The 18526-nt window shown below is 71.8% G+C and carries 17 protein-coding genes; 2 read left to right on the top strand and 15 right to left on the bottom strand.

Annotated elements, in window-relative coordinates:
- Nucleotides 1-43: 43 nt before the first annotated feature.
- The 13 genes from C3B71_RS04940 to C3B71_RS04880 form a co-directional block, all read right to left on the bottom strand.
- Nucleotides 44-334 carry a WXG100 family type VII secretion target gene (locus C3B71_RS04940; protein ID WP_108966507.1) on the bottom strand — a complete coding sequence of 97 codons (291 nt, stop codon included), beginning with the start codon at nucleotides 332-334 and terminating at the stop codon, nucleotides 44-46.
- A 12-nt stretch (nucleotides 335-346) separates the two neighbouring features.
- Nucleotides 347-751: a hypothetical protein gene (locus C3B71_RS04935; protein WP_108966505.1), complete on the bottom strand. Its 405-nt coding sequence runs from the start codon at nucleotides 749-751 to the stop codon at nucleotides 347-349.
- The gene (locus tag C3B71_RS04930) at nucleotides 748-1224 is read right to left on the bottom strand and encodes a hypothetical protein (RefSeq protein ID WP_108966502.1); all 477 of its coding nucleotides are present in this window, start codon (nucleotides 1222-1224) and stop codon (nucleotides 748-750) included. Before C3B71_RS04930 ends, C3B71_RS04935 begins: the two co-directional genes overlap by 4 nt.
- Nucleotides 1225-1278: 54 nt before the next feature.
- Nucleotides 1279-1515, bottom strand: coding sequence for a hypothetical protein (locus C3B71_RS04925; protein WP_108966499.1), 237 nt, complete (start codon nucleotides 1513-1515; stop codon nucleotides 1279-1281).
- A 573-nt stretch (nucleotides 1516-2088) separates the two neighbouring features.
- Nucleotides 2089-2742 (bottom strand): response regulator, encoded by a 654-nt coding sequence (locus C3B71_RS04920; RefSeq protein WP_073327252.1) that lies wholly within the window; start codon nucleotides 2740-2742, stop codon nucleotides 2089-2091.
- Between the two features lie 68 nt (nucleotides 2743-2810).
- A complete protein-coding gene (locus C3B71_RS04915; protein WP_108966497.1) occupies nucleotides 2811-4037 on the bottom strand; it encodes a glycosyltransferase in 1227 nt (408 codons plus the stop codon).
- Nucleotides 4038-4042: 5 nt separating this feature from the next.
- Nucleotides 4043-4627: a TetR/AcrR family transcriptional regulator gene (locus C3B71_RS04910; RefSeq protein ID WP_108966495.1), complete on the bottom strand. Its 585-nt coding sequence runs from the start codon at nucleotides 4625-4627 to the stop codon at nucleotides 4043-4045.
- A 165-nt stretch (nucleotides 4628-4792) separates the two neighbouring features.
- Nucleotides 4793-5818: a bifunctional DNA-formamidopyrimidine glycosylase/DNA-(apurinic or apyrimidinic site) lyase gene (gene mutM, locus C3B71_RS04905; RefSeq protein ID WP_108966493.1), complete on the bottom strand. Its 1026-nt coding sequence runs from the start codon at nucleotides 5816-5818 to the stop codon at nucleotides 4793-4795.
- Between the two features lie 4 nt (nucleotides 5819-5822).
- Entirely contained in the window at nucleotides 5823-6698 is an 876-nt protein-coding gene (gene rnc, locus C3B71_RS04900; protein WP_083565287.1) for a ribonuclease III, read from the bottom strand.
- The gene (locus tag C3B71_RS04895; protein ID WP_108966491.1) at nucleotides 6698-7312 is read right to left on the bottom strand and encodes a YceD family protein; all 615 of its coding nucleotides are present in this window, start codon (nucleotides 7310-7312) and stop codon (nucleotides 6698-6700) included. Before C3B71_RS04895 ends, rnc begins: the two co-directional genes overlap by 1 nt.
- Nucleotides 7313-7494: 182 nt before the next feature.
- Nucleotides 7495-8082, bottom strand: a complete 588-nt coding sequence (locus C3B71_RS04890; RefSeq protein ID WP_108966489.1) for an ATPase — start codon at nucleotides 8080-8082, stop codon at nucleotides 7495-7497.
- The gene (gene coaD, locus C3B71_RS04885; RefSeq protein WP_108966487.1) at nucleotides 8079-8666 is read right to left on the bottom strand and encodes a pantetheine-phosphate adenylyltransferase; all 588 of its coding nucleotides are present in this window, start codon (nucleotides 8664-8666) and stop codon (nucleotides 8079-8081) included. The genes C3B71_RS04890 and coaD overlap by 4 nt, the downstream gene beginning before the upstream one ends.
- A 150-nt stretch (nucleotides 8667-8816) precedes the next feature.
- Nucleotides 8817-12290: a glycoside hydrolase family 2 TIM barrel-domain containing protein gene (locus C3B71_RS04880; RefSeq protein WP_159097646.1), complete on the bottom strand. Its 3474-nt coding sequence runs from the start codon at nucleotides 12288-12290 to the stop codon at nucleotides 8817-8819.
- A gap of 791 nt (nucleotides 12291-13081) precedes the next feature.
- Here C3B71_RS04880 and rsmD point away from each other — a divergent pair.
- The gene (gene rsmD, locus C3B71_RS04870; protein ID WP_108966483.1) at nucleotides 13082-13696 is read left to right on the top strand and encodes a 16S rRNA (guanine(966)-N(2))-methyltransferase RsmD; all 615 of its coding nucleotides are present in this window, start codon (nucleotides 13082-13084) and stop codon (nucleotides 13694-13696) included.
- A gap of 70 nt (nucleotides 13697-13766) precedes the next feature.
- Here the strand turns inward: rsmD and C3B71_RS04865 are convergent, their stop codons facing one another.
- A complete protein-coding gene (locus tag C3B71_RS04865) occupies nucleotides 13767-16007 on the bottom strand; it encodes an ATP-dependent DNA helicase RecG (RefSeq protein ID WP_108969568.1) in 2241 nt (746 codons plus the stop codon).
- Between the two features lie 66 nt (nucleotides 16008-16073).
- Complete coding sequence (locus tag C3B71_RS04860) at nucleotides 16074-17945, bottom strand: DAK2 domain-containing protein (protein WP_108966481.1); 1872 nt, start codon at nucleotides 17943-17945, stop codon at nucleotides 16074-16076.
- Nucleotides 17946-18244: 299 nt separating this feature from the next.
- On the opposite strand from C3B71_RS04860, the gene rpmB reads away from it, so the two are divergent.
- Nucleotides 18245-18436 (top strand): 50S ribosomal protein L28, encoded by a 192-nt coding sequence (gene rpmB, locus C3B71_RS04855; RefSeq protein WP_073327266.1) that lies wholly within the window; start codon nucleotides 18245-18247, stop codon nucleotides 18434-18436.
- Nucleotides 18437-18526 lie beyond the last annotated feature (90 nt).

Raw genomic sequence — 18526 nt, 5'->3', positions numbered from 1 at the left:
CCGTATCACAGGCAGCGAGCCCACCGATGACTCCCGCAGCTCCTCACAGCGACCACATGCTGGCGACCTGCCGCTCCGCCGCCGCATAGAGATCATCGGCATAGCGTACGGCGGCGATGAGCTCCATCAGCATCAAGCTCAAATCCTGCCCCGACTGGGACGCTGAGCGATAAGTCGAGTCCGCCGCACTGGCAGCCTGGCCGCTCCACTCGGCCTGTGCCGAACCCATGCCTCCATCGAGCTGGCTCCAGGAGTACTCCCACTCCCCCTGCGCACGGGAAAGATCCTGGGCCAGCCAGTCCAGCACACCTTCCTTCACCACCAGGTCGCTCATTACTCTTACTCCTTATCTTCCTTGGCTGTCACGAATCTCGTCCATCTGGTCAAGGGGTGTATCGCCTCTCCCCGAGCGCTGTTGCTCGCGCCATTGGGAGCGTAGGGACCGCATGTTGCGTTCCGCTTGTTCGCGCAGACGGCGGGCCTCCGGGGAGCGGTCGGCACCGGAGAGGACGTCCATGACGGTCGTCTGGCCGGCATCAATCCGGTTCTGGATCCTGCGCCAGTCCTCGCCCAGCTCGCCCGAGCGCGCCATCCGCGCACGCTCCTCCTCCTGCTGGTCGAACCGTTCCTGTTCGGTCTCCCGCTGGCGCTCAAAGTCTTTTCCTAATGAACGAAGCCTGCCGATGATCGCGTCCAGATCGACGTCCTGCCCGGCCCGACGCTGCGGCTCCGAGCCGAATTCATAACTCATACCCGCGCCCTCGTCCCGCGCACAGCAGCTTCGCCAATGTTGATTACGGTGTAGGAGACCTCGACAATCTTGGCCTTGGCCTGCACCGCCCCGGCGATCGCCTCATATATCAGATTGAGGACGAGGTTGATTGCTCGGACGAGCGCGAGGACTTTGTCAAGCTTTAGCGCTATCGCAGCGCCTGCCTTAATCCAGCCGGCCACCGGGACGGTAGCATCAAGAGCTAATTCACATAATAGTTCGCTGATGAACTTAAGCGCTTCACCTACCGCCCAAGCAGCGAGCTTCGCCACCGTGGCCACCTTGCCAACGATCCCGCTCACGTAGCCTGCCGCGTAGCTGAGCGCCGTCGTGGCTCCACTGAGGGCGGTGATGAAGGCGTTGCAGGCCTCGGAGCCATCCCCCGTCCACTCCGAGAGGGCGGGCAGCACTGCGGAGTCGTTCTCGCCGATAGCAACAAGCGCCTTGTCCACATAGGACCAGGCGGTCGAGGCGCCATCGACGACCCGCCAATCACCGGCGAACGGCTAATAGATGAGGTCATTGAGCAGCGACCAGCCGAAGAGCTGCTCAAACACCCAGTCCACAGAGCCGAGCAGGACGCCAGCGCTCCAGCGCATATTGTCAATCTCAGAGGTAGGAGGCTCCGGCGGCACGAGGTAGGAACTCGCGTCCTGGGCCTCCTCAATCCCCCGGTTGGCCGACTTCGCCTGGGCGTAACGGTTCTCGGCTCGATAGAACTGGTCCTCGTCATACCTTCGCAAGGCTTCACCAGAACCGTAGACCTGCTCGATGACCGATGGTTTTCCCCACCGTAGTCGGGGCCTGCCGCCCGCGCCGCCGTGCCCAGCCCGGGAAGATATATTCTCGGGTCCGTGAAAGGAGGGACGGTGTGGCCGCGCTCCCGGAGGATGCGGGCGGCCTCTTCATAGACCTGCCGGTCGGTCTCGACGTAGGTGTCCAGAGTGGCGTCTAGCTTCTTGCCCGTCCATTCGTGGGCCTCGCCCAGCTGGCGCACGGTGAGCTTGCCCAACTCCACCACCGCGTCGTTGATCGGCTTGAGCGCTTTGAGGAGGTCTCCCAAGTCGGCAGAATCTATCCGCGCCCACTGCTCAATGAACTGCTCCATGGTGGACAGGTGCTCTGTGCCCTGCCTGGACAGCGTAGCTCCCGCGAGGGACAGATCCTCGTAGTCTACCTGCGTCAGCGTGACTCCCTTCAGTTACGCCTTGACCACAACTTCCGTAACTTAACCGCCACCAGAGCGTTAGAGAAAGAGTACATCCCGAAAAGAGACGTATATCCCAAGGCCACAGGCTTGCTGTGACAGCCACGCCTCAGGAGCGTCGCCAGCCGGAGGCGCGCTGGCCGGCCACCCAGGCGGCAACCTGGGTGCGCCGCTGCAGGCCCATCTTGGCCAGCAGGGAGGTGATGTGGTTCTTGACGGTCTTCTCAGCGACCCCGAGCCGCTCGCCGATCTCCCGGTTGGACAGGCCGTCGCCGATGAGTTCGAGCACCTTGCGTTCGGCATTGGTCAGGTCTGCGGTGGGATCGTCGTGATCCGCGCGACGGCGTGTGACGGTGCGCTCGTCCAGCAGCACCCGCCCGGAGGCGACCGCCCGCACCACGTCACTGATCTCGGCGCCGTGAACGGTCTTGAGCAGGTATGCCCTGGCGCCGGCGTCGAGGGACTCGGCCAGTGCCTCGTCGTCGTCGAAGGAGGTCAGCACGATCGGCAGTGCCTCGGGCACGGACTCGCGCAGTGCCTGCATGAGCTCGATACCGGTGCCGTCGGGCAACTGCAGGTCTACGAGTACCACGTCGGGGCGCATGAGCTCTGCCCGGCGGATGGCCTCCGCCTTGGAGCCGGCCTCGGCGACCACATCGAGCCCGTCGGCGCGCTCAATGATCTCGGCGATGCCGCGGCGGACGATCTCATGGTCGTCCACGATCATGACGCGGACCGTTTCGGGCGCGGGAGCACTCTGCATAGACCGGAGACTATCAGCAGCGGGGACCTACGTCACAGTTAGGTGCCGGCCGTTCGGGAACACCTCACTCACCAACCGTGGACGAACTCAACGGTCTCGGTGAGGCCTCCACGATCGTGATAGGACTCGGCCAGCTGTGCGGCCCGGGCGCGATACGCGTCGGCGGATTCCCCCGCTGTGAGCCGGCGTATAACGCGGGCCAGGCGCTGCGGCGTCAGGTCACGCGTGCTGAGGGCCTCCGGCCCCAGGCCGAGCGCGGCCACGCGGCGCGCGAAGTAGGGCTGATCGAGGGTGTAGGGGATGATGCCCTGCGGCACGCCCGCCGCTAGGGCCGCCTGGGTGGTGCCGGCTCCGCCGTGGTGGACCGCGGCGGCCATGCGGGGCAGCAGCCAGTCGAAGGGGGTGTCCCGTATGAGGTGTACGTGTGGACCGAAGTCGCGGTCCCATTCCTGGAAACCCGCGGCCGGGTGCAGGACTGCGCGTACCTTGGCGCGCCGCGCCGCCTCCGCCTGTATGGCGACCGCGCCGACGGGATCGCGCAAGGGGACCGAGCCGAAGCCGATGTACACCGGCGGCGCGCCGGCGTCCAGGAAGCGTTGCAGGCGGGCGGGAGGCTCCCACTGCGGCGACGCCGCCGCCAAATGTCCGGTACAGGCAACGGTTTCCGGCCAGTCGGGGGCCTGTGGGACCAGACGCGATGAGCAGGCCAGAATGACGTGTTCCGACGTGGACGGCGCGCAGGTGGCGGAGGAGGCCGTGTTCAGGCGGTGCATCGCCCGGGCGATAGGGCGTCCCATGGAAACCGAGCCCCGGCGCACCAGGGTCGATGCCCACAGGTTGAGTGCGGAGCGGTCGGGCCGCACGGCACCGACCAGGCACTGCCCGTAGGCGGTGGGCAGGGTGGGCGCCAGCATGAGTTCGAAGGTCTTGCAGCCGCGCTGCGCCGCCAGGAGTCGGCTTGCGGCCAGCCCGAGCACGCCGGTCACGATCCGGTCCCCCGGCCGGACGACGTCAAGGAGGGTGCGTGCGATCGGTTCGGCGGATCGGGCCATCCACCGGCGTATGAGCAGCGCTCCGGCCGTCTGGCTGCCCGCCACCAGGCGTCCCAGCGGCGCCGGCCGTATTGGTCCGATGGTGTGGGCGCCCAGGCCACGGAAGGGTACATCCGCCTCGGTGGCGGTGTCCGCGTACTCCTCCAGTCCCACCACGAGCACGTCGTCGCCCCGCTCCTTCAGGGCGGCGGCGAGTGTCAGCTGAGGCCGCAGATCCCCCATGGATCCGATGGCGATATGCACGAATCTCATTGGTCGCACCCGCTCGGGGCGTTCACGGCGTTCTCCGCCGTGGCGCCGTCGATCATGCCGTGCAGAAGCTCGACCGCATCATCCGCCCGTAGTTGTCCCGCGGCGACGGCGTAAACGCAGCCGATTAGGCTCATGTAGAAGTTTCCGGCGCACAGGACCACCCGGGAATGCTCGTCCGGTAGGCCTAGCAGCTCCGCCCAGCGTGAGGTGATGAGCGCTAGGACACGTCCCAGGCGCTCCTCATTGCCGGGCTCTGAGCCAATTGCGATGAGGGCGCGCAGATAGTCGCGCGATAGCTCCGTACCCTCGGCGGTCAGGCCGGGGGTGGCGACGACGAAAGCGCGCAGCGCCGCGCGAGGATCCTGTTCAGCGGCGAGCGCGCTCAGCGCCGCCTCGGTCGCCACCTCCTCCATGCAGGTAACGAACAACTGATCCTTAGTCCCCACTGAGACGACGGTACCCGCGGAGACTCGTGCGGCGGCGGCGATCTGCCGCACCGAGGTGTCGGCATACCCCTGTTTGAGGAACAGACGCCGCGCATGGCGGCGGACTGCGGCTTCAGTGGCGATACGTCGTTGCATCCCTCGGATCCTCCAACCCACTTCTGAACACGTTCACTTCTGAACACGTTCAGAATATGTGAATGTCTCGCGCCTGGCAAGGGTCGGGGGTTCGGCCGAGTGGCGCCGACCCCATCGACTCGCAACGGAAATCGCGCTCTACGAGTGGACGGCGAGGTCGGGACTTCAGGCGTGCGCCGACCGCGGCCGGGTCTGGCAGCGCGGGCAAAACACGTGACTGCGGCCCCCGATCGTCTCGGCGCGCAGGAGCGCGCCGCAGCGTCGGCACTCCTGTCCGGCCCGCCCGTAGACCGCCAGGGAGCGGGCGAAGAAGCCGGCGGCGCCGTCGGCGTCCACGTACAGGGCGTCGAAGCTGGTGCCGCCCGCGGCCAGGGCCCGCTCCATGACCTCCCCGGTGGCATCCAGCAGGCGGGCGGTCACCCGCGGTCCCAGCGCACTGCCGCGGCGCAGGCCGTGGACGCGGGCTGCCCACAGCCCCTCGTCGGCGTAGATGTTGCCGACGCCGGAGACGATGCCCTGGTCCAGGAGCAGGGTCTTGACCGCCCGGTTGGAGTGGCGCATTTTGGCAATGACGGCGGGACGGTCCAGGTGCGGGTCGAGCAGGTCGCGGGCGATGTGGGTGACGTCGGCCGGTATCAGTGGCGCGAGGCTGCCGGCGCCCCCGGGGGCGCCGTCGGCGGTGGGCACCATGTCGGTCACGCGCAGGCCGCCGAACATGCGCTGGTCCACCAGGTCCAGGACCGCGCCGCCGGGCGCGTCACCGGCGATGGGACTCAGGTGCAGGCGCACGCGCAGGTGCCGTGGGCGGGCGTCGGGGTCCTCCGCCGGGAGCGGGGCGCGCGTGGCGGTCAGGTCCACGCGGGGCGCGTCGGGGTCGCCCAGAAAGGCGTGGGCGTCGCCGGACTCACGCGCGGCGAGCGCGCCGGGGGTGCCGTGCACCAGCAGCTGCCCACTCATGCCCAGGTGGGCAACCAGGGCGGCCCCGTCGTCGAGCGGCAGCCACAAGAACTTGCCGCGGCGCACCGCGGCGGTGAAGGTGTGGCCGGTCAGCCGCTGCACGAAGGCGTCCGCGCCGCCCTCCTGCCGACGCAGCGGCCGCGGATCGAAAATCTCCACACGCTCCACCATGCGGCCGGTCAGGTGGCGGGCCAGGCCGGCGCGGACGGTCTCGACCTCGGGCAGTTCCGGCAAGGTTTCAGGCCCTCGTCGCGGCGTCGGCGGAACCGGTCGCCGCGGAGTCCGCGGTGTCCCCGGCGGCCTCCGCTCCGGGGACACCGGCGGCGGCGCCGAGGTCGGCGCGCAGGGCGTCGTTGACCCCGGGCAGGCTCAGTCCGCCGTCGCCGCGCTCGGCCAGGATGGCGGCGTAGGCGGCCTCGGCCGCGGCGTGTTCGGCGATCTTCTTGGAGGAGCCGGAGCCCTCCCCGTACACGCGGCCGTCCACGTGGGCGCGCGCGGAGAACACGCGCTGGTGGTCGGGGCCCGTGCCCTCCACCTCGTAGCCGGGGTTGCCCAGGCCGTGCACGGCGGTCAGCTCCTGCAGGCTGGTCTTCCAGTCCAGGCCCGCCCCGCGCATGGAGGCGTCGTTGAGGAACCGGGACACCAGGCGCTCCACCACCACGCGCACCGGCTCCAGGCCAGTGGTCAGGTAGGTGGCGCCGATGAGGGCCTCAACGGTGTCAGACAGGATGGAGTCCTTGTCGCGGCCGCCGTACAGCGACTCGCCGCGACCGAGTTTGATGAACTCGCCCAGCCCCAAGTCGCGGGCGACGGCGGCCAGGGCCGGCTCGGAGACGGTGGCGGCACGCATCTTGGCCAGCTGCCCCTCGGGCAGGTCCGGGTGGGTGCGGTACAGGTTCTCGGTGACGATGATGCCGAGCACCGAGTCGCCCAGGAACTCCAGGCGCTCATTGGTGGGCAGGCCGCCGTGCTCGTGCGCCCAGGAGCGGTGGGTCAGCGCCAGATCGAGCAGGTCGGCGTCGATGCGTTCGCCCCAGCGGAAGACGAGCGTGTCCACGTCCTCGCGCGCCGCGGATACGGCACGCTTCTGCTTGTGCTTGCGCCGCGAGCTCATCAGCGCTGCGCCTCCTCGTCGTCGACGGCGGATCCGGGGGCCTCGGAGTCGGCCGCATCGGTGTCCGCGCCGTCGGGCAGCAGGCTCGCCAGGGCGGACCAGCGCGGGTCGAGCTGCTCGTGGTGGTGGTCGGCGGGAAGATCGTCCAGGCGCTCGCCGCACTGCGGGCACAGCCCCGCGCAGTCCTCGCGGCACAGCGGCTGGAATGGCAGGGCGAGCACGAGGGCGTCGCGCAGGGCGGGCTCGAGGTCGAGGGTGGACTCGCCGAGGATGAACAGTTCGTCGGCCTCTTCATCGCCCTCGGCGGCCTGGGCGCGGGCGGCCTCGGGGGTGAAGTAGAGCTCGTCGAAGGAGATGGTGGTGTCATCCTCGAGGTCGCGCAGGCAGCGCACGCACTGGCCGGTCAGGTGGACGTCGGCGTGTCCGCGCACCAGGACGCCGTTGTCCAGACTGGTCAGCTCGGCGTCCAGCACCAGCGGGCTGCCCTCGCGGGCGCCGATCATTTCGGCGCCGAGGTCGGCGGGGGCGGGGGTCTCCAGATGGATGTTCTTGATCGACCCGACCTGCTGGGGCAGGTCGATGATGTCGACGACGAGTCCGGCCGTGGGAGCCATGGCATTCCTCCTGGATGGTCTGAAGTCGCAGAGCCGCGCACCCGAAGCGGCGCAGCGCAGGCGAATCTACTCGCGGGCGGGCACTTCAGCCTAGCGGCGGCCCCGGCGACCGGCCCACCCGGCCGCTATGAGAAGGGCCCACCACCCACTCATGGGGAGTGTACGGAGCTCAACCGTCGGCCCTACCGGCCGCCCTTGGACCAGTTGCGCGTGGCGGCCGGGTCCACGGACCAGCCGGCGAAGTGGCGGTTGGCCTCCTGCTGCTCCCGCTCCGCGGCCGCGGCATCGTTGGCAGCGGTCTCCAGACGGGCGGCCAGCGCGTCGCGGCCGGCCTGCACCTGCTCGGCGAGCTTGTCGATCTCGGCCTGCAGGGCGGCCAGGGAGCGGTCGGAGTAGTCGTCGGCCCCGTGGCGCAGCCGGGCGGCGCGCTCCTCGGCGGTGGAGATGATGGCGTCGGCGCGATCGTTGGCCATGCGCACGATGTTCTCCCCGGCGACGAGCCGCTCGGCCTCCTCCTGCGCATGGTTGAGGATGCGCTGAGACTCCTCCCGGCCCTGAGCGAGGACGGCGTCGGCGTCGGCGACGATCTCCTCGGCCCGGTGCACGGCGGTGGGGACCGCCTCGCGGGCGCGGTCGATCAGGTCGAGGGCCTCCTGACGGCCCACGATCGCGGAGGAGCTCATGGGCAGGGAACGGGCGGTGGAGACGAGTTCGTCCAGCTCATCGAGGATGCGTAGCAGGTCGTCTCCAGCGTCGGCGCGGGTGGTCACGGGTTCGTCCTTCGGTTCTGCGGGTAAGGGGTTGCGGTGCTGGGGTCGGCCGCCGGCGCGGTGGTCGCCGCGGGGGCCGGGGCGCTCGCCGTGCCGGGTGCCGGGGTGGCGAAGACGCGGGCGAGCGCGGCCGCGACGCTCGCGGGCACGAGCGCGGAGACGTCCCCGCCGTGGCGGGCGACGTCCTTGACCAGCGAGGAGGATACGTGTGCGTGCGTGGGGGCGGCGGCCAGGAAGAAGGTCTCGGGGGCGCCCAACTCCCGGTTGAGCAGCGCCATGGGGACCTCGGCGTCAAAGTCGGTGCCGTTGCGCAGGCCCTTGACGATGGCGTCGGCGCCCCGCTGAGCGCAGAAGTCGGCGAGCAGACCGGGGACGACGGCGACCTCCGCCCCCGGGATGTGCGCCAGTGCGGCGCGGGCCAGCGCGACCCGCTCGTCAATGGTGAACAGGCGGGAGGAGTCCTTGGCGGCGTTGTGGGCGACGCCGAGGATGACGCGGTCGAACAGGGTGGCGGCGCGGCGCACGACGTCGACGTGCCCGAGGGTAATCGGGTCGAAGGTTCCGGGGTATACGGCGAGCGTCACGCTGTGAGGCTAGCGGAACGACCCCGGCGGGTGGGGACGCGCGCCGCGGCCGGGACGCCGACACGAGCGCGCCGCCGACAGCCGGAGACCGCAGCCGAAGCGTCGGCAGCCGGGACGCCGCAGCGCTCGGCCGGCGACCGGGAACCGACATCAGGCGGGCTGCACGCCCAGCCAGGCCTCCACGACGACCGGCCGGGGTGCGGCGGCGGCCTCCGGGCGCACGTCCGGGCCGCAGGAGCGCGTGCCGATGCCGTGGTGCAGGGCGTCCAGGTGCAGCCACAGGCGGGTGTCCGGGCGCAGTTCCTCCACGTGCTCGGCGGCGGTGAGATTCTCCAGGCTCCATGGGCTCAGTGAGAAGGCCGCCGGGACCGCGGGCGGGATCACGACGCTCAGACGGCCGGCGTCGCCGTCGAGGTGCAGCCGGCGCAGGCCGGGGCGGGTACCGCCCTCCTGGGGCCGGACCGGCTGTTGCCACAGCGCGGGCACGTCGCCGGTGAAGACGCCGTGACGCATGGCCCCGGACAGGTCCGCGTAGGCGGGGGCGGGGCCGGTGCCGGCCCAGACCGCACGGGTCAGCCCCGTGGGCAGTCCCAGCCGTACGCCCAGCCGGGGCAGGACGGCGGGCAGGTCCCCGGTGGGGATGATCTCGGTGCGCAGCCGCAGCCCGCCGGCTTCGGCGGTCAGCGTGGTGGTGGTCTCCAGCGCCCAGGCCATCTCCGACGCGCCGCAATGGGTGCGCACCACGACGGCATCACCCGTGACGGCGGTGGCCACATGGCGCTCGCTCATCAGGTGCAGGCGGGCCTCGCGCCAGCGGTCGGCCGCGGAGGGGCCGGGACGTCCGGCGCCCGCACCGAGGTTGGCGCGGCTCGGGGGCACGTGCCAGTAGTCGATGGGCCCGTGCCCCTCGTCGTTGTCGGTGGGGGCACGCCAGATCGTGGTCAGCGGGCCGACGACGCGGATCCCGCCCAGGTCGACGAGCCGGCCCCGCTCGTACAGCCGGGCGGGACCCAGTTGGATGCCGCCGCGCACGCGCACCGGCGCCCCGCCATGAGTGGCCGTTTCCCGGCCCGCGGCGCTCGCGGCCTCGGCGTGGCCGCCCGCAGGCGCATTCCCGAGTGCCGGCCCGGTCGGAGTGGGCATAACCCATGGGGCCGCAGCCGCCACCTCCCGGGTGGACATGACCCGGCGCCCGGAGGCGTCGGCGCAGGCGACCTGGGGCAGCAGCGGGGCGCCGTCGGCCGGGTTGATCTGGCGGGGGCCGGCGTCGGCCAGTCCGGGGATGAGCGGGTCCAGCACGGCGGTGAGCACGTGGACGGCGCGGCCGGCGGCGCGGGCGCGGGCGACGGCGTCGGCCAGTCCGGGCACGTCGAGCAGGCTCTCCTCCCCCGCGGCGAGCTCGGGCAGCGGGTACTCGCCGGAGTCGGCGGCACCCAGGCGCGTGATCCCGGGCGAGGTAGCGGCGCCAGCGGCTGCGGCGGGGTCGGTCCCGGCGGTGGCCGTATCGCCGTCGGCGGTGGAGGCTTCCAGAGTCACCTGCCAGGCGAGCGTGAGTCCGGCGGTGGTGCGCGTGTGGAAGCGGTTGCGCACCCGCACCGTGCCGTCGCCCCGGCCGGGGCTCGCGGCGTCGCCGACCCAGGTGGCCAGGACCGGGGCGACCGCGTTGGCCCAGGCGGTGGTGCCGGCGCTGGGGGTGGTGTCGGCGGAGACGAGCCCGTCGCACACGAAGTTGCCGTCGTGAACGCTCTCGCCGAAGTCGCCGCCGTAGCGCAGGGCGCCGGCCGCCTCGGGGCGGGGGTCGACCAGGGCATGGTCGCGCCACTCCCAGACGAATCCGCCCAGGTGGCGGGGATTGTGCTCGACCTGCGCGGTGTAGTCCTCGATGCCGCCGGGGCCGGTGCCCATGGCGTGCAGGTACTCGCACATGATGAACGGCAGGGTGCGCACATGCGCGTTCTGGGCGGGGGTGAGCCGGGCGGCGGCGTGCCCGGGCACCGCCACCGGCGTGCTGACGGGAGCGGCGGCGGCAGCGCCGTCGACGGCGGTGGCTTCCGCGCCGCGCCCGACGACGGCCTCGACCTCCTCCAGGGTCGGGTACATGCGTGAGTGGACGTCGGTGTAGGCGCCGGCGAAGTCGGCCTCATAGTGGATCAGGCGGCCGGGGTCGCGGTGCTTGATCCACTGGCTCATGGCGGCCAGGTTGCGGCCGGTGCCGGACTCGTTGCCCAGGGACCAGAAGAGGATCGCCGGGTGGTTCTTGTCGCGCTCGACCATGCGGCGGGCACGATCCACCAGGGCGTCGCGCCAGGCGGGGTCCTCGGTGGGGTTGCCCCGCCAGCCGTGGGCCTCGAAGCCGTGGGTCTCCAGGTCGCACTCGTCCATGACCCACAGGCCGATCTCGTCGGCCAGGTCCAACAGGCGCGGGTGGGGTGGGTAGTGGGAGGTGCGGATGGCATTGACGTTGTGGGCCTTCATGGCGGCCAGGTCGGCGCGGGCCCAGTCCGCGTCGAATACGCGGCCGCGGTGGGCGTTGACCTCGTGGCGGTTGACGCCGGCGATGATCAGGCGGGTGCCGTTGACGCGCACCTGACCGTCGACGACCTCCAGGCGGCGGAAGCCGGTGCGCAGGCGCACGGTCTCCTCCCTGGCGGTGACCACGAGTTCGTACAAGCGCGGCACCTCCGCACTCCAGGGCTCGACCGCGGGCGCGACCAGGCGGGCCGTGCCGGGGCCGGCCAGCTCGGCGCTCAGGCCCAGTTCGGGCAGTTCGACCCGCACCGGGAAGGCGGCGGCCGGTGCGTCCAGGTCGACCTCGAGGGCGCCCGCGCCGGTGGCGGGGTCGTAGTCGGTGCGGACGAACACGTCGCCGATCCGGCCGGCGGGCCGCTGCAGCAGGGTGATGTCACGGAAGATACCGGGCAGCCACCACTGGTCCTGGTCCTCCACGTAGGTGCCGGGCGACCACTGGGACACGCGCACGGCCACGGTGTTCTCCCCCACTCGCAGCAGGCCGGTCACGTCCAGCTCGGAGGGCAGGCGCGAGCCCTGGGTGGTGCCGATCCAGGTGCCGTTCACCCACACGGAGGCGAAGGACTCCACCCCGTCCAGGCGCAGCACCTGGCGGGCACCGGCCTGGTCCAGCGGCCAGTCGGCCGGGAGGGTGAAGGTGCGCACGTGGTCCGCGGTGGGGTTCTCGTCGGGCACGTACGGCGGGTCCACCGGGATGGGGTACTGGACGTTGGTGTACCAGGGCAGGCCGCGCCGGCCGTCGCCGGTGAGCACCCAGTGGGCGGGCAGGTCGATCTCGCCCCAGGGGCCGAGGGAGGCGTCGGCGGTGTCGAAGACCGGGGCAATGGGTTCGCCGCGCTCATCAAGCCCTTCGGGGTGCGCCTGCGGATACAGGCGGAAGGCCCAGGTGCCGTTCAGGCTCAGGCTGGGGGCGCTGGTGTTTTCGGGGGCGACCCAGGCGCGCGGTGGCAGGTGGCGCCCACGGCCGGGTCCGGGCGCGGTGGGGAGCAGCCACTCGTAGGAGGGTTCGCGCGTACTGGTTGACTGCCGACTCTGCGCGGGGTTGGGGCCGGGCAGTGGGCCGCGAGGCGCTCCATCCGGCCGTGAGTCCGACACAGCATCTGATTGCGCTCCTGACGCCCCGGCAGTGGTCGCTGACGTATTCGGCATGTGTGTGTCCCTCCCGACCTCGGCTGGCGGCCGCGGTGCCGCGCCGCCGGTCACTCGTTGCTCCCTGGCGTAGCGCCAAGCCTACTGGCAGCGTCATGCAGTGGCGTAGCTGCCCGCCGCCCCTCATCGAGGCGGGCACCAGTAACGCTTCGAGGTCGGTCGTCACCATTCAGACAGGGCCGATTCGACGCATGTCCGGAATCGGCACAAACACCGGAGTCGGCGCTCCGGCCCGACAGCACAACCGCGTGATTCCAACGACTGTCGGGACTTGTCTTGGCACGGCAGGTCTGTTGGTGCTGATTCTGGATGCGGAGTCCCGCAACCTCAACCACATCAGATCGACGGAGTACCGATGGCCGTCAAGCCGGCTTCTACGCACTAACGCACGGACTGGAATCAGAAGAGTACCTGCCACTGCTGGAGGCAACATGCCACGACGTCCTTCAGGCCACCTACCGGCCGCCAACGAGGTCCAGTGCGGCCGGGGCACCCACCACTCACCTGAGGCCGCCCAGCAGTCCAGTTCCTCGGCCCAGGAGTGGAAGACCGTGTTCGCCAGCCAAATTTCAGCGGAGAAGTGTCCATCGGTGACCACTTTGACCTTCACCCGCGTATTGTCCGAATCGACGTTGGCGTAGTTGCAAGGGTTTGAGGAAGTTTCTTCTAGATACTAACCACTCCTTTCCGCCAAAGTGGTCACCGATGGACATTCCTCGCCCCTGTAGGCTCGTCCCATGACCAGGATCGTGGCCGGGAGCGCCGGCGGGCGCCGGATCGACGTGCCCGCGGCCGGCACCCGCCCCACCTCCGAGCGGGTGCGTGAAGCCCTGTTCGGCCGGCTCGAGCACTACGGCGTCATCGCCGACGCGCGCGTGCTGGACCTGTGCGCGGGCTCGGGCGCACTCGGTCTGGAGGCGGCCAGCCGCGGCGCCACCGACGTGACCCTGGTGGACGCCTCCCGCCGCGCCACCCGCGTGTGCGATGCCAACATTCGCGCCCTCGGTCTGCGCGGGGTGCGCAGCGCCACCGCGAAGGTGGAAGCCTTCCTGGCCGGGCCGGCGGGTGCGCCCGTGGACCTGGTCATGCTCGATCCGCCCTACGACGTCGACGAGACCACCCTGGCGGCCATGCTGGCCCCGCTCCCCCGCCGCCAAGACCCGTGGCTGGCGCCGGGCGCGGTGGTCGTGGTCGAGCGCTCCTCGCGCTCCCCCGAGCCGTCCTGGCCCGCGGGCCTGCGCCGGTTCTCCATGCGCAAGTACGGGGAGACCACGCTCTGGTTCGCCGAGCCCGACGACGGCGCGCCCTCCAACGACGGCGCTGCGGCCGACGCAGAACCCGCCGCGCACTGAATCGGCCCTCCCGAGCCGTGGGCCTGGCGGATCCGGCCCGCCCGACCCGCATCGGTGCGCGCCCGACGCGTCATGACCGCTCCAGGTAGGCGCCGGCCTCCTCATCCAGACGGTCGGCGATGGCGGCGGCCAGGTCCCGGTGCTCGGCCAGGGTCGGGTCGGCGGCAATGACCGTCTCCGCCTGCTTCCGCGCCCGGGCGATGAGCGCGCCGTCACGGCTCACGCGCAGCAGATCCAGGTCGCTGCGCCGACCCGACTGGGCGGCGCCGAGCACATTGCCCTCGCTGCGCAGTTCCAGGTCGGCCTCCGCCAGTTTAAAGCCGTCGCTGATATCCCCGAAGGCCTTGAGCCGGTGGTAGGCGGGCGACCCGACCTCCACGCCGGTCACCGCCACGCACACCGACTCCCGCTCACCGCGCCCGACGCGTCCGCGCAGCTGATGCAGCTGGGACAGGCCGAAGCGGTCGGCGTCCAGGATCACCATCATGGAAGCGGACGGCACGTCCACGCCCACCTCCACCACGGTGGTGCACACCAGCACGGGGGTGCGCCCGGAGATGAAGTCCACCATGGCGGCGTCCTTCTCCGCGGCGCTCATCCGGCCGGTCAGGGTGCCGACCCCCACGCCCGCGAGCGCCGGCTCGGCGGCCAGCTGCTGCGCCCAGTCGACGACGGCGGCCGGCGGCCGGGTCGGGGCCGCCTCCTGGGGCAGTTCCCCGCCCTCGTCGAGGAGCGCGCCCGGCAGCTCCGGCTCCTCCTGATCGGCTCCGGCGGCGTCATCGGCGTCAATGCGCGGGCATACCACGTACACACGTCCGCCGGCGGCCACCTCCTCGGCGGCGCGCTTCCAGATGCGCTCCACCCAGGGCTCGCGCGCCCAGGGCACCAGGCTGGTGGCGACCGGGCGGCGACCGCCGGGCAGCTCGTCGAGCACGGCCGTGTCCAGGTCCCCGAAGACGGTCATGGCAATGGTGCGCGGGATGGGGGTGGCGGTCATGACCAGCAGGTGTGGGGTGCGCTGGGCGCCGGTGGCCGGGTCGGTGACGCCACCGCGCTCGCGCAGAGCGTCGCGCTGGGCGACGCCGAAGCGGTGTTGCTCGTCCACCACGACCAGCCCGAGGAAGGGGATCTGCACGGTCTGGGACAGCAGGGCGTGGGTGCCCACCACGATGGTCGGCTCCCCGGCGGCCAGGTCGGCCAGCAGTTGGCGGCGCTGCGCGGGCGGGGTGGAGCCAGTCAGCAGCCGCACGCGGGTGGCGCGCTGGGCGCCGCCGAGCATGCCCGCGTGCGCGAGCGGACCCAGCAGGGCCTCTAGTGAGGCGCGGTGCTGGGCCGCCAGGATCTCGGTGGGCGCGAGCAGGGCGGCCTGTCCACCGGCATCGACCACCTGCAGCATGGCGCGCAGGGCGACCAGGGTCTTGCCGGAACCGACGTCGCCTTGGAGCAGCAGCTGCATGGGGACGGTGGAGTTCAGCGCGTCGGCGATCTGGCCGCCCACGCGCACCTGCCCGGCGGTGAGGGGGTACGGCAGGGCGGCGTCCAGGTCCGCCAGGAGGGACTCCTCGCCGGGGATGGGCCAGGCGACGGCGGTGTGCTCGGCGGCGTGCTGGACGCGCCGCTGCACCAGGGCGGCCTGCAGTACGAAGGCCTCCTCGTGACGCAGGCGACGGCGGGCCTCGCGCCACTGGGTAGCGTCCTCGGGGGTGTGTACCCACCGGTAGGCGGTGTAGGCGTCCACCAGGTGCTCGGTGGTGCGCACCGGCTCTGGCAGCGGCTCGGGGACGTCCGCGGGGCCGATCTGGTCCAGGATGGTGCGCACGGCTCGCCCCACCAGCCAGGAGGGCAAGGACTCGGTGCCCGGGTAGATGGGCATGGGGCGGGCCAGGAGCGCCTCGCGCTCGGCGTCGTCGAGTTCGTCGAGCACCTGGAAGCGGGTGCTGGCCAGCTGCAGGCGGCCGTGGCGCAGCCCGACCTTGCCGTACAGCAGCACGGTGGTGCCGGGGGCGAGCTGTTCGGCGTGGTGGTGCATCTGGCCGGGATTGCCGAACATCACCAGGCCCATGGTGGTCGCCCCGTCGGTGACGGTCGCCTCCATCAGGGCCGGTGGCCGGCCGGAGCGGGTACGGCGGGCGGCGGCGCGCACCACCTGCGCCTGGATGGTGGCCTGCTCGCCGTCCTTGAGGGTGCGCAGGTCGGTCAGGTCCCCCCAGGTGTCGTAGCGACGCGGGAACAGGCGCAGCAGCCCGCGTGGGGTGGTGATGCCCTGCTTGGCGAGCTGGGTGGCGGTGGTCTTGCCGATCAGCCGGTCCAGGGGCCGGTCGAGTAGGGGCACGGCTCCGCGCGGGCGGCGGGCACTACTGGGGGTGGTCATGGGGGCTCACCCGATGGCGAGCAGGACGTCGGGGGTCGGCTGGGCGCCCGCGTGAATGACGACCTCGATGGCGTCGGGGCTATCGAGTTGCTGCTCGGCGTAGCGGGCGACGGTGGCGGCCGCGACGGCGCCGACGTCGGGCAGGGCGTCGCGGCCGAGGATGACGGTGACGAGTTCGTCGTCGGGGCGCAGCGCGGCGGTCAGGGCGGCGGCGACGGCGTCGGTTTCGGCGTCCGGGCCGGTCAGGGCGGTGGTGCGCACGGCCGCGGCGACACTGCCCGCCCGGGTGGCCAGCTCGCCGAGTTCGGCGTGCTCGCCCTGCCCGGCCACGGCGACGGCGGCCGCCAGGACGCCGGCCTCGTCATCGGTGTCGCATACGAGCAGGCGTACCCCCTCGGGGATGGTGCGCGCGGCCTCGCCGGTCCCGGCGCCGCGCACGGAGGAGACGGCGGAACGGGCGGCGAGGAAGCGGGCCGCCGCGTGGGCGCTGGCGGCGGCCTGCGGGTCACAGGGCAGGACGACGGCCTGGGCGGCGCCGAGGTCGCCGGCGGCGCGGACGATGCCGTCGCGTTCGGGGTCCAGCACCACGACGGCGCCGGTGCGGGCGAACTGCTCGATCAGGCCGGGAGCGCGGGTGCAGGCGATGACGCCGACGCGGCGGGGGGCGGAGTTCGCGGCGGCGTGCGAACCGTTGCCGGCGGCCGCAGGGGCGGCCTGCGAGTCGTGCTGGGCGCGGCGGGCGGCGAGGCGCTCAAAGGAGACGACGCGGCCGTCGGCGGGGGCGGAGGTGGGCAGCGGCGGCTCGTCGGCCTCCCATGCGGGAGCGAGCGCGAGCGCCGTCGGGTGCAGATGGTGGATGCATACCTGGCGGGCGCGGCCGCTGCGGGGCAGGGCGGCGCGCGGGGTGTCGGTGTGGACGTGGACCTGGAACATGCCCACGCCGAGCGCGTCGGGGGTGCCGACCACACCCACGGAGTCGCCGATCGCCTCCAGATCGCGGCGCAGGGCGGCGGCCTGGGCGGCGGTGGCCTCCAGCAGGTACATGACCTCGAACTCACCGGTGGAGAAGGGTCCGGCGTTCTCGCGCGCGCCGGCGCCGTGGGTGGCGGCGGCGACCAGATCGTCGAGCATCTGCCGCGCGACGTCCGTGCAGGGCAGGGTGGACGGCATCGACGTGGCGGTCGCGCTCGGGGAGGCGGGCAGTGCCCCCGGGGCGGCGTCTGCATGACCGGCGTCGATGGTGTCGGACAGGCTGGTGTACATGAGCATGAGGGCGGCCCCGCCGGCGTCGACGGCGCCATGGCCCAGCCCCGCGGTCTCCACCACGGACTCCTGGGCGCCGAAGGCGGCGGAGGCGGCGACGGTGGAGACACTCGGCGGTGCGGAGGCGGTGGATTCCTCGAAGGCGGTGCGCGCGCCGGTGGCGGCGTCCTGGGCGACGGTGAGCAGGGTGCCCGCAACCGGCCGGGAGACTGCGGCCCAGGTGGTGGTGGCGATCCGCTCGTAGGCGTGGACCAGTTCGACCGGCCGCAGCGCCGTGGGGTCGGGAGCCTCGGCGCACACGTCCGCCAGGGCGGCCAACACCTGGGAGATGAGCAGTCCGGAGTTGCCGCGGGCGCCGCGGACGGCCCCGTCGGCGGCGGCACGGGCGGTCTGGGCGAGGTCCGCGCCGGGAGGGAGGAGAGCCAGGGCGTCGCAGGCGGAGCGGACGGTAAGCAGGACGTTGGTGCCGGTGTCGGCGTCGGGGACCGGGAAGACGTTGAGGAAGTTGACCAGCTCGCGGGTGGACTCGGAGACCGCCCGGGCCGCATTCAGCCAGGCGTGCAGCAGCGGGGCGGTGATGACGGGGACGCCGGGGGCGTCTGTGCGATCTGCCACGCCGCTCCCTTCCTGTGCTCGTTGCCTGTGCTCACGCGATGCCGAATCGCGTCGGCGGGCCGCCCGCCGGGGCTGGCGCACCGGCGACTGCGAACTTAACCTCAGACTAGTGGTTTACGGGGTTTTGTGCTGCCGCGGACGGTGCGGCGTGTGCGCGAGCCCATACCCGCTCCACTTGGGGTGGCGGGCCGTTTCCGATAAGGTGCTGGGGTTGCCCGCGACCCGTGTCGCCGGGCGGTAGACCCGGCGCCGGGCAAAAGGCCCGCGCGCTTACACCAAGAAGATTCAGGAGTGGAACCGTGGCTGCTGTGTGCGACGTCTGCGGCAAGGGCCCCGTCTTCGGCAAGAGCGTCTCGCACTCCCATGTGCGGACCAGCCGCCGGTGGAACCCGAACATTCAGCGTGTACGTGCTCTCGTGAACGGCACCCCCAAGCGCCTCAACGTGTGCACGTCCTGCCTCAAGGCCGGCAAGGTGACGCGCAACATCTGAGCGCGTTCGTTTGCCGTCGGCGTGACCCACGACCCTTAGTTGAGGGCGCTGGCGGTTGAGGGCCGCCCCCTAGGGGGCGGCCCTCAGACT

This window comes from Actinomyces sp. Z16 (assembly GCF_003111765.1).
In the GTDB taxonomy this organism is placed as follows: Bacteria; Actinomycetota; Actinomycetes; order Actinomycetales; family Actinomycetaceae; genus Actinomyces; species Actinomyces glycerinitolerans.
Note: the sequence above shows the minus strand (reverse complement) of the source record. Positions and strands in the feature narration are given on the sequence as shown.

Excerpts from the sequence above, each read along its gene's own strand:
- C3B71_RS04940 (WP_108966507.1), bottom strand. The coding sequence starts at position 334 with ATGAGCGACCTGGTGGTGAAGGAAGGTGTGCTGGACTGGCTGGCCCAG.
- C3B71_RS04920 (WP_073327252.1), bottom strand. The coding sequence starts at position 2,742 with ATGCAGAGTGCTCCCGCGCCCGAAACGGTCCGCGTCATGATCGTGGAC.
- rnc (WP_083565287.1), bottom strand. The coding sequence starts at position 6,698 with ATGAGCTCGCGGCGCAAGCACAAGCAGAAGCGTGCCGTATCCGCGGCG.
- C3B71_RS04895 (WP_108966491.1), bottom strand. The coding sequence starts at position 7,312 with ATGGCTCCCACGGCCGGACTCGTCGTCGACATCATCGACCTGCCCCAG.
- rsmD (WP_108966483.1), top strand. The coding sequence starts at position 13,082 with ATGACCAGGATCGTGGCCGGGAGCGCCGGCGGGCGCCGGATCGACGTG.
- C3B71_RS04910 (WP_108966495.1), bottom strand. The coding sequence starts at position 4,627 with ATGCAACGACGTATCGCCACTGAAGCCGCAGTCCGCCGCCATGCGCGG.
- C3B71_RS04935 (WP_108966505.1), bottom strand. The coding sequence starts at position 751 with ATGAGTTATGAATTCGGCTCGGAGCCGCAGCGTCGGGCCGGGCAGGAC.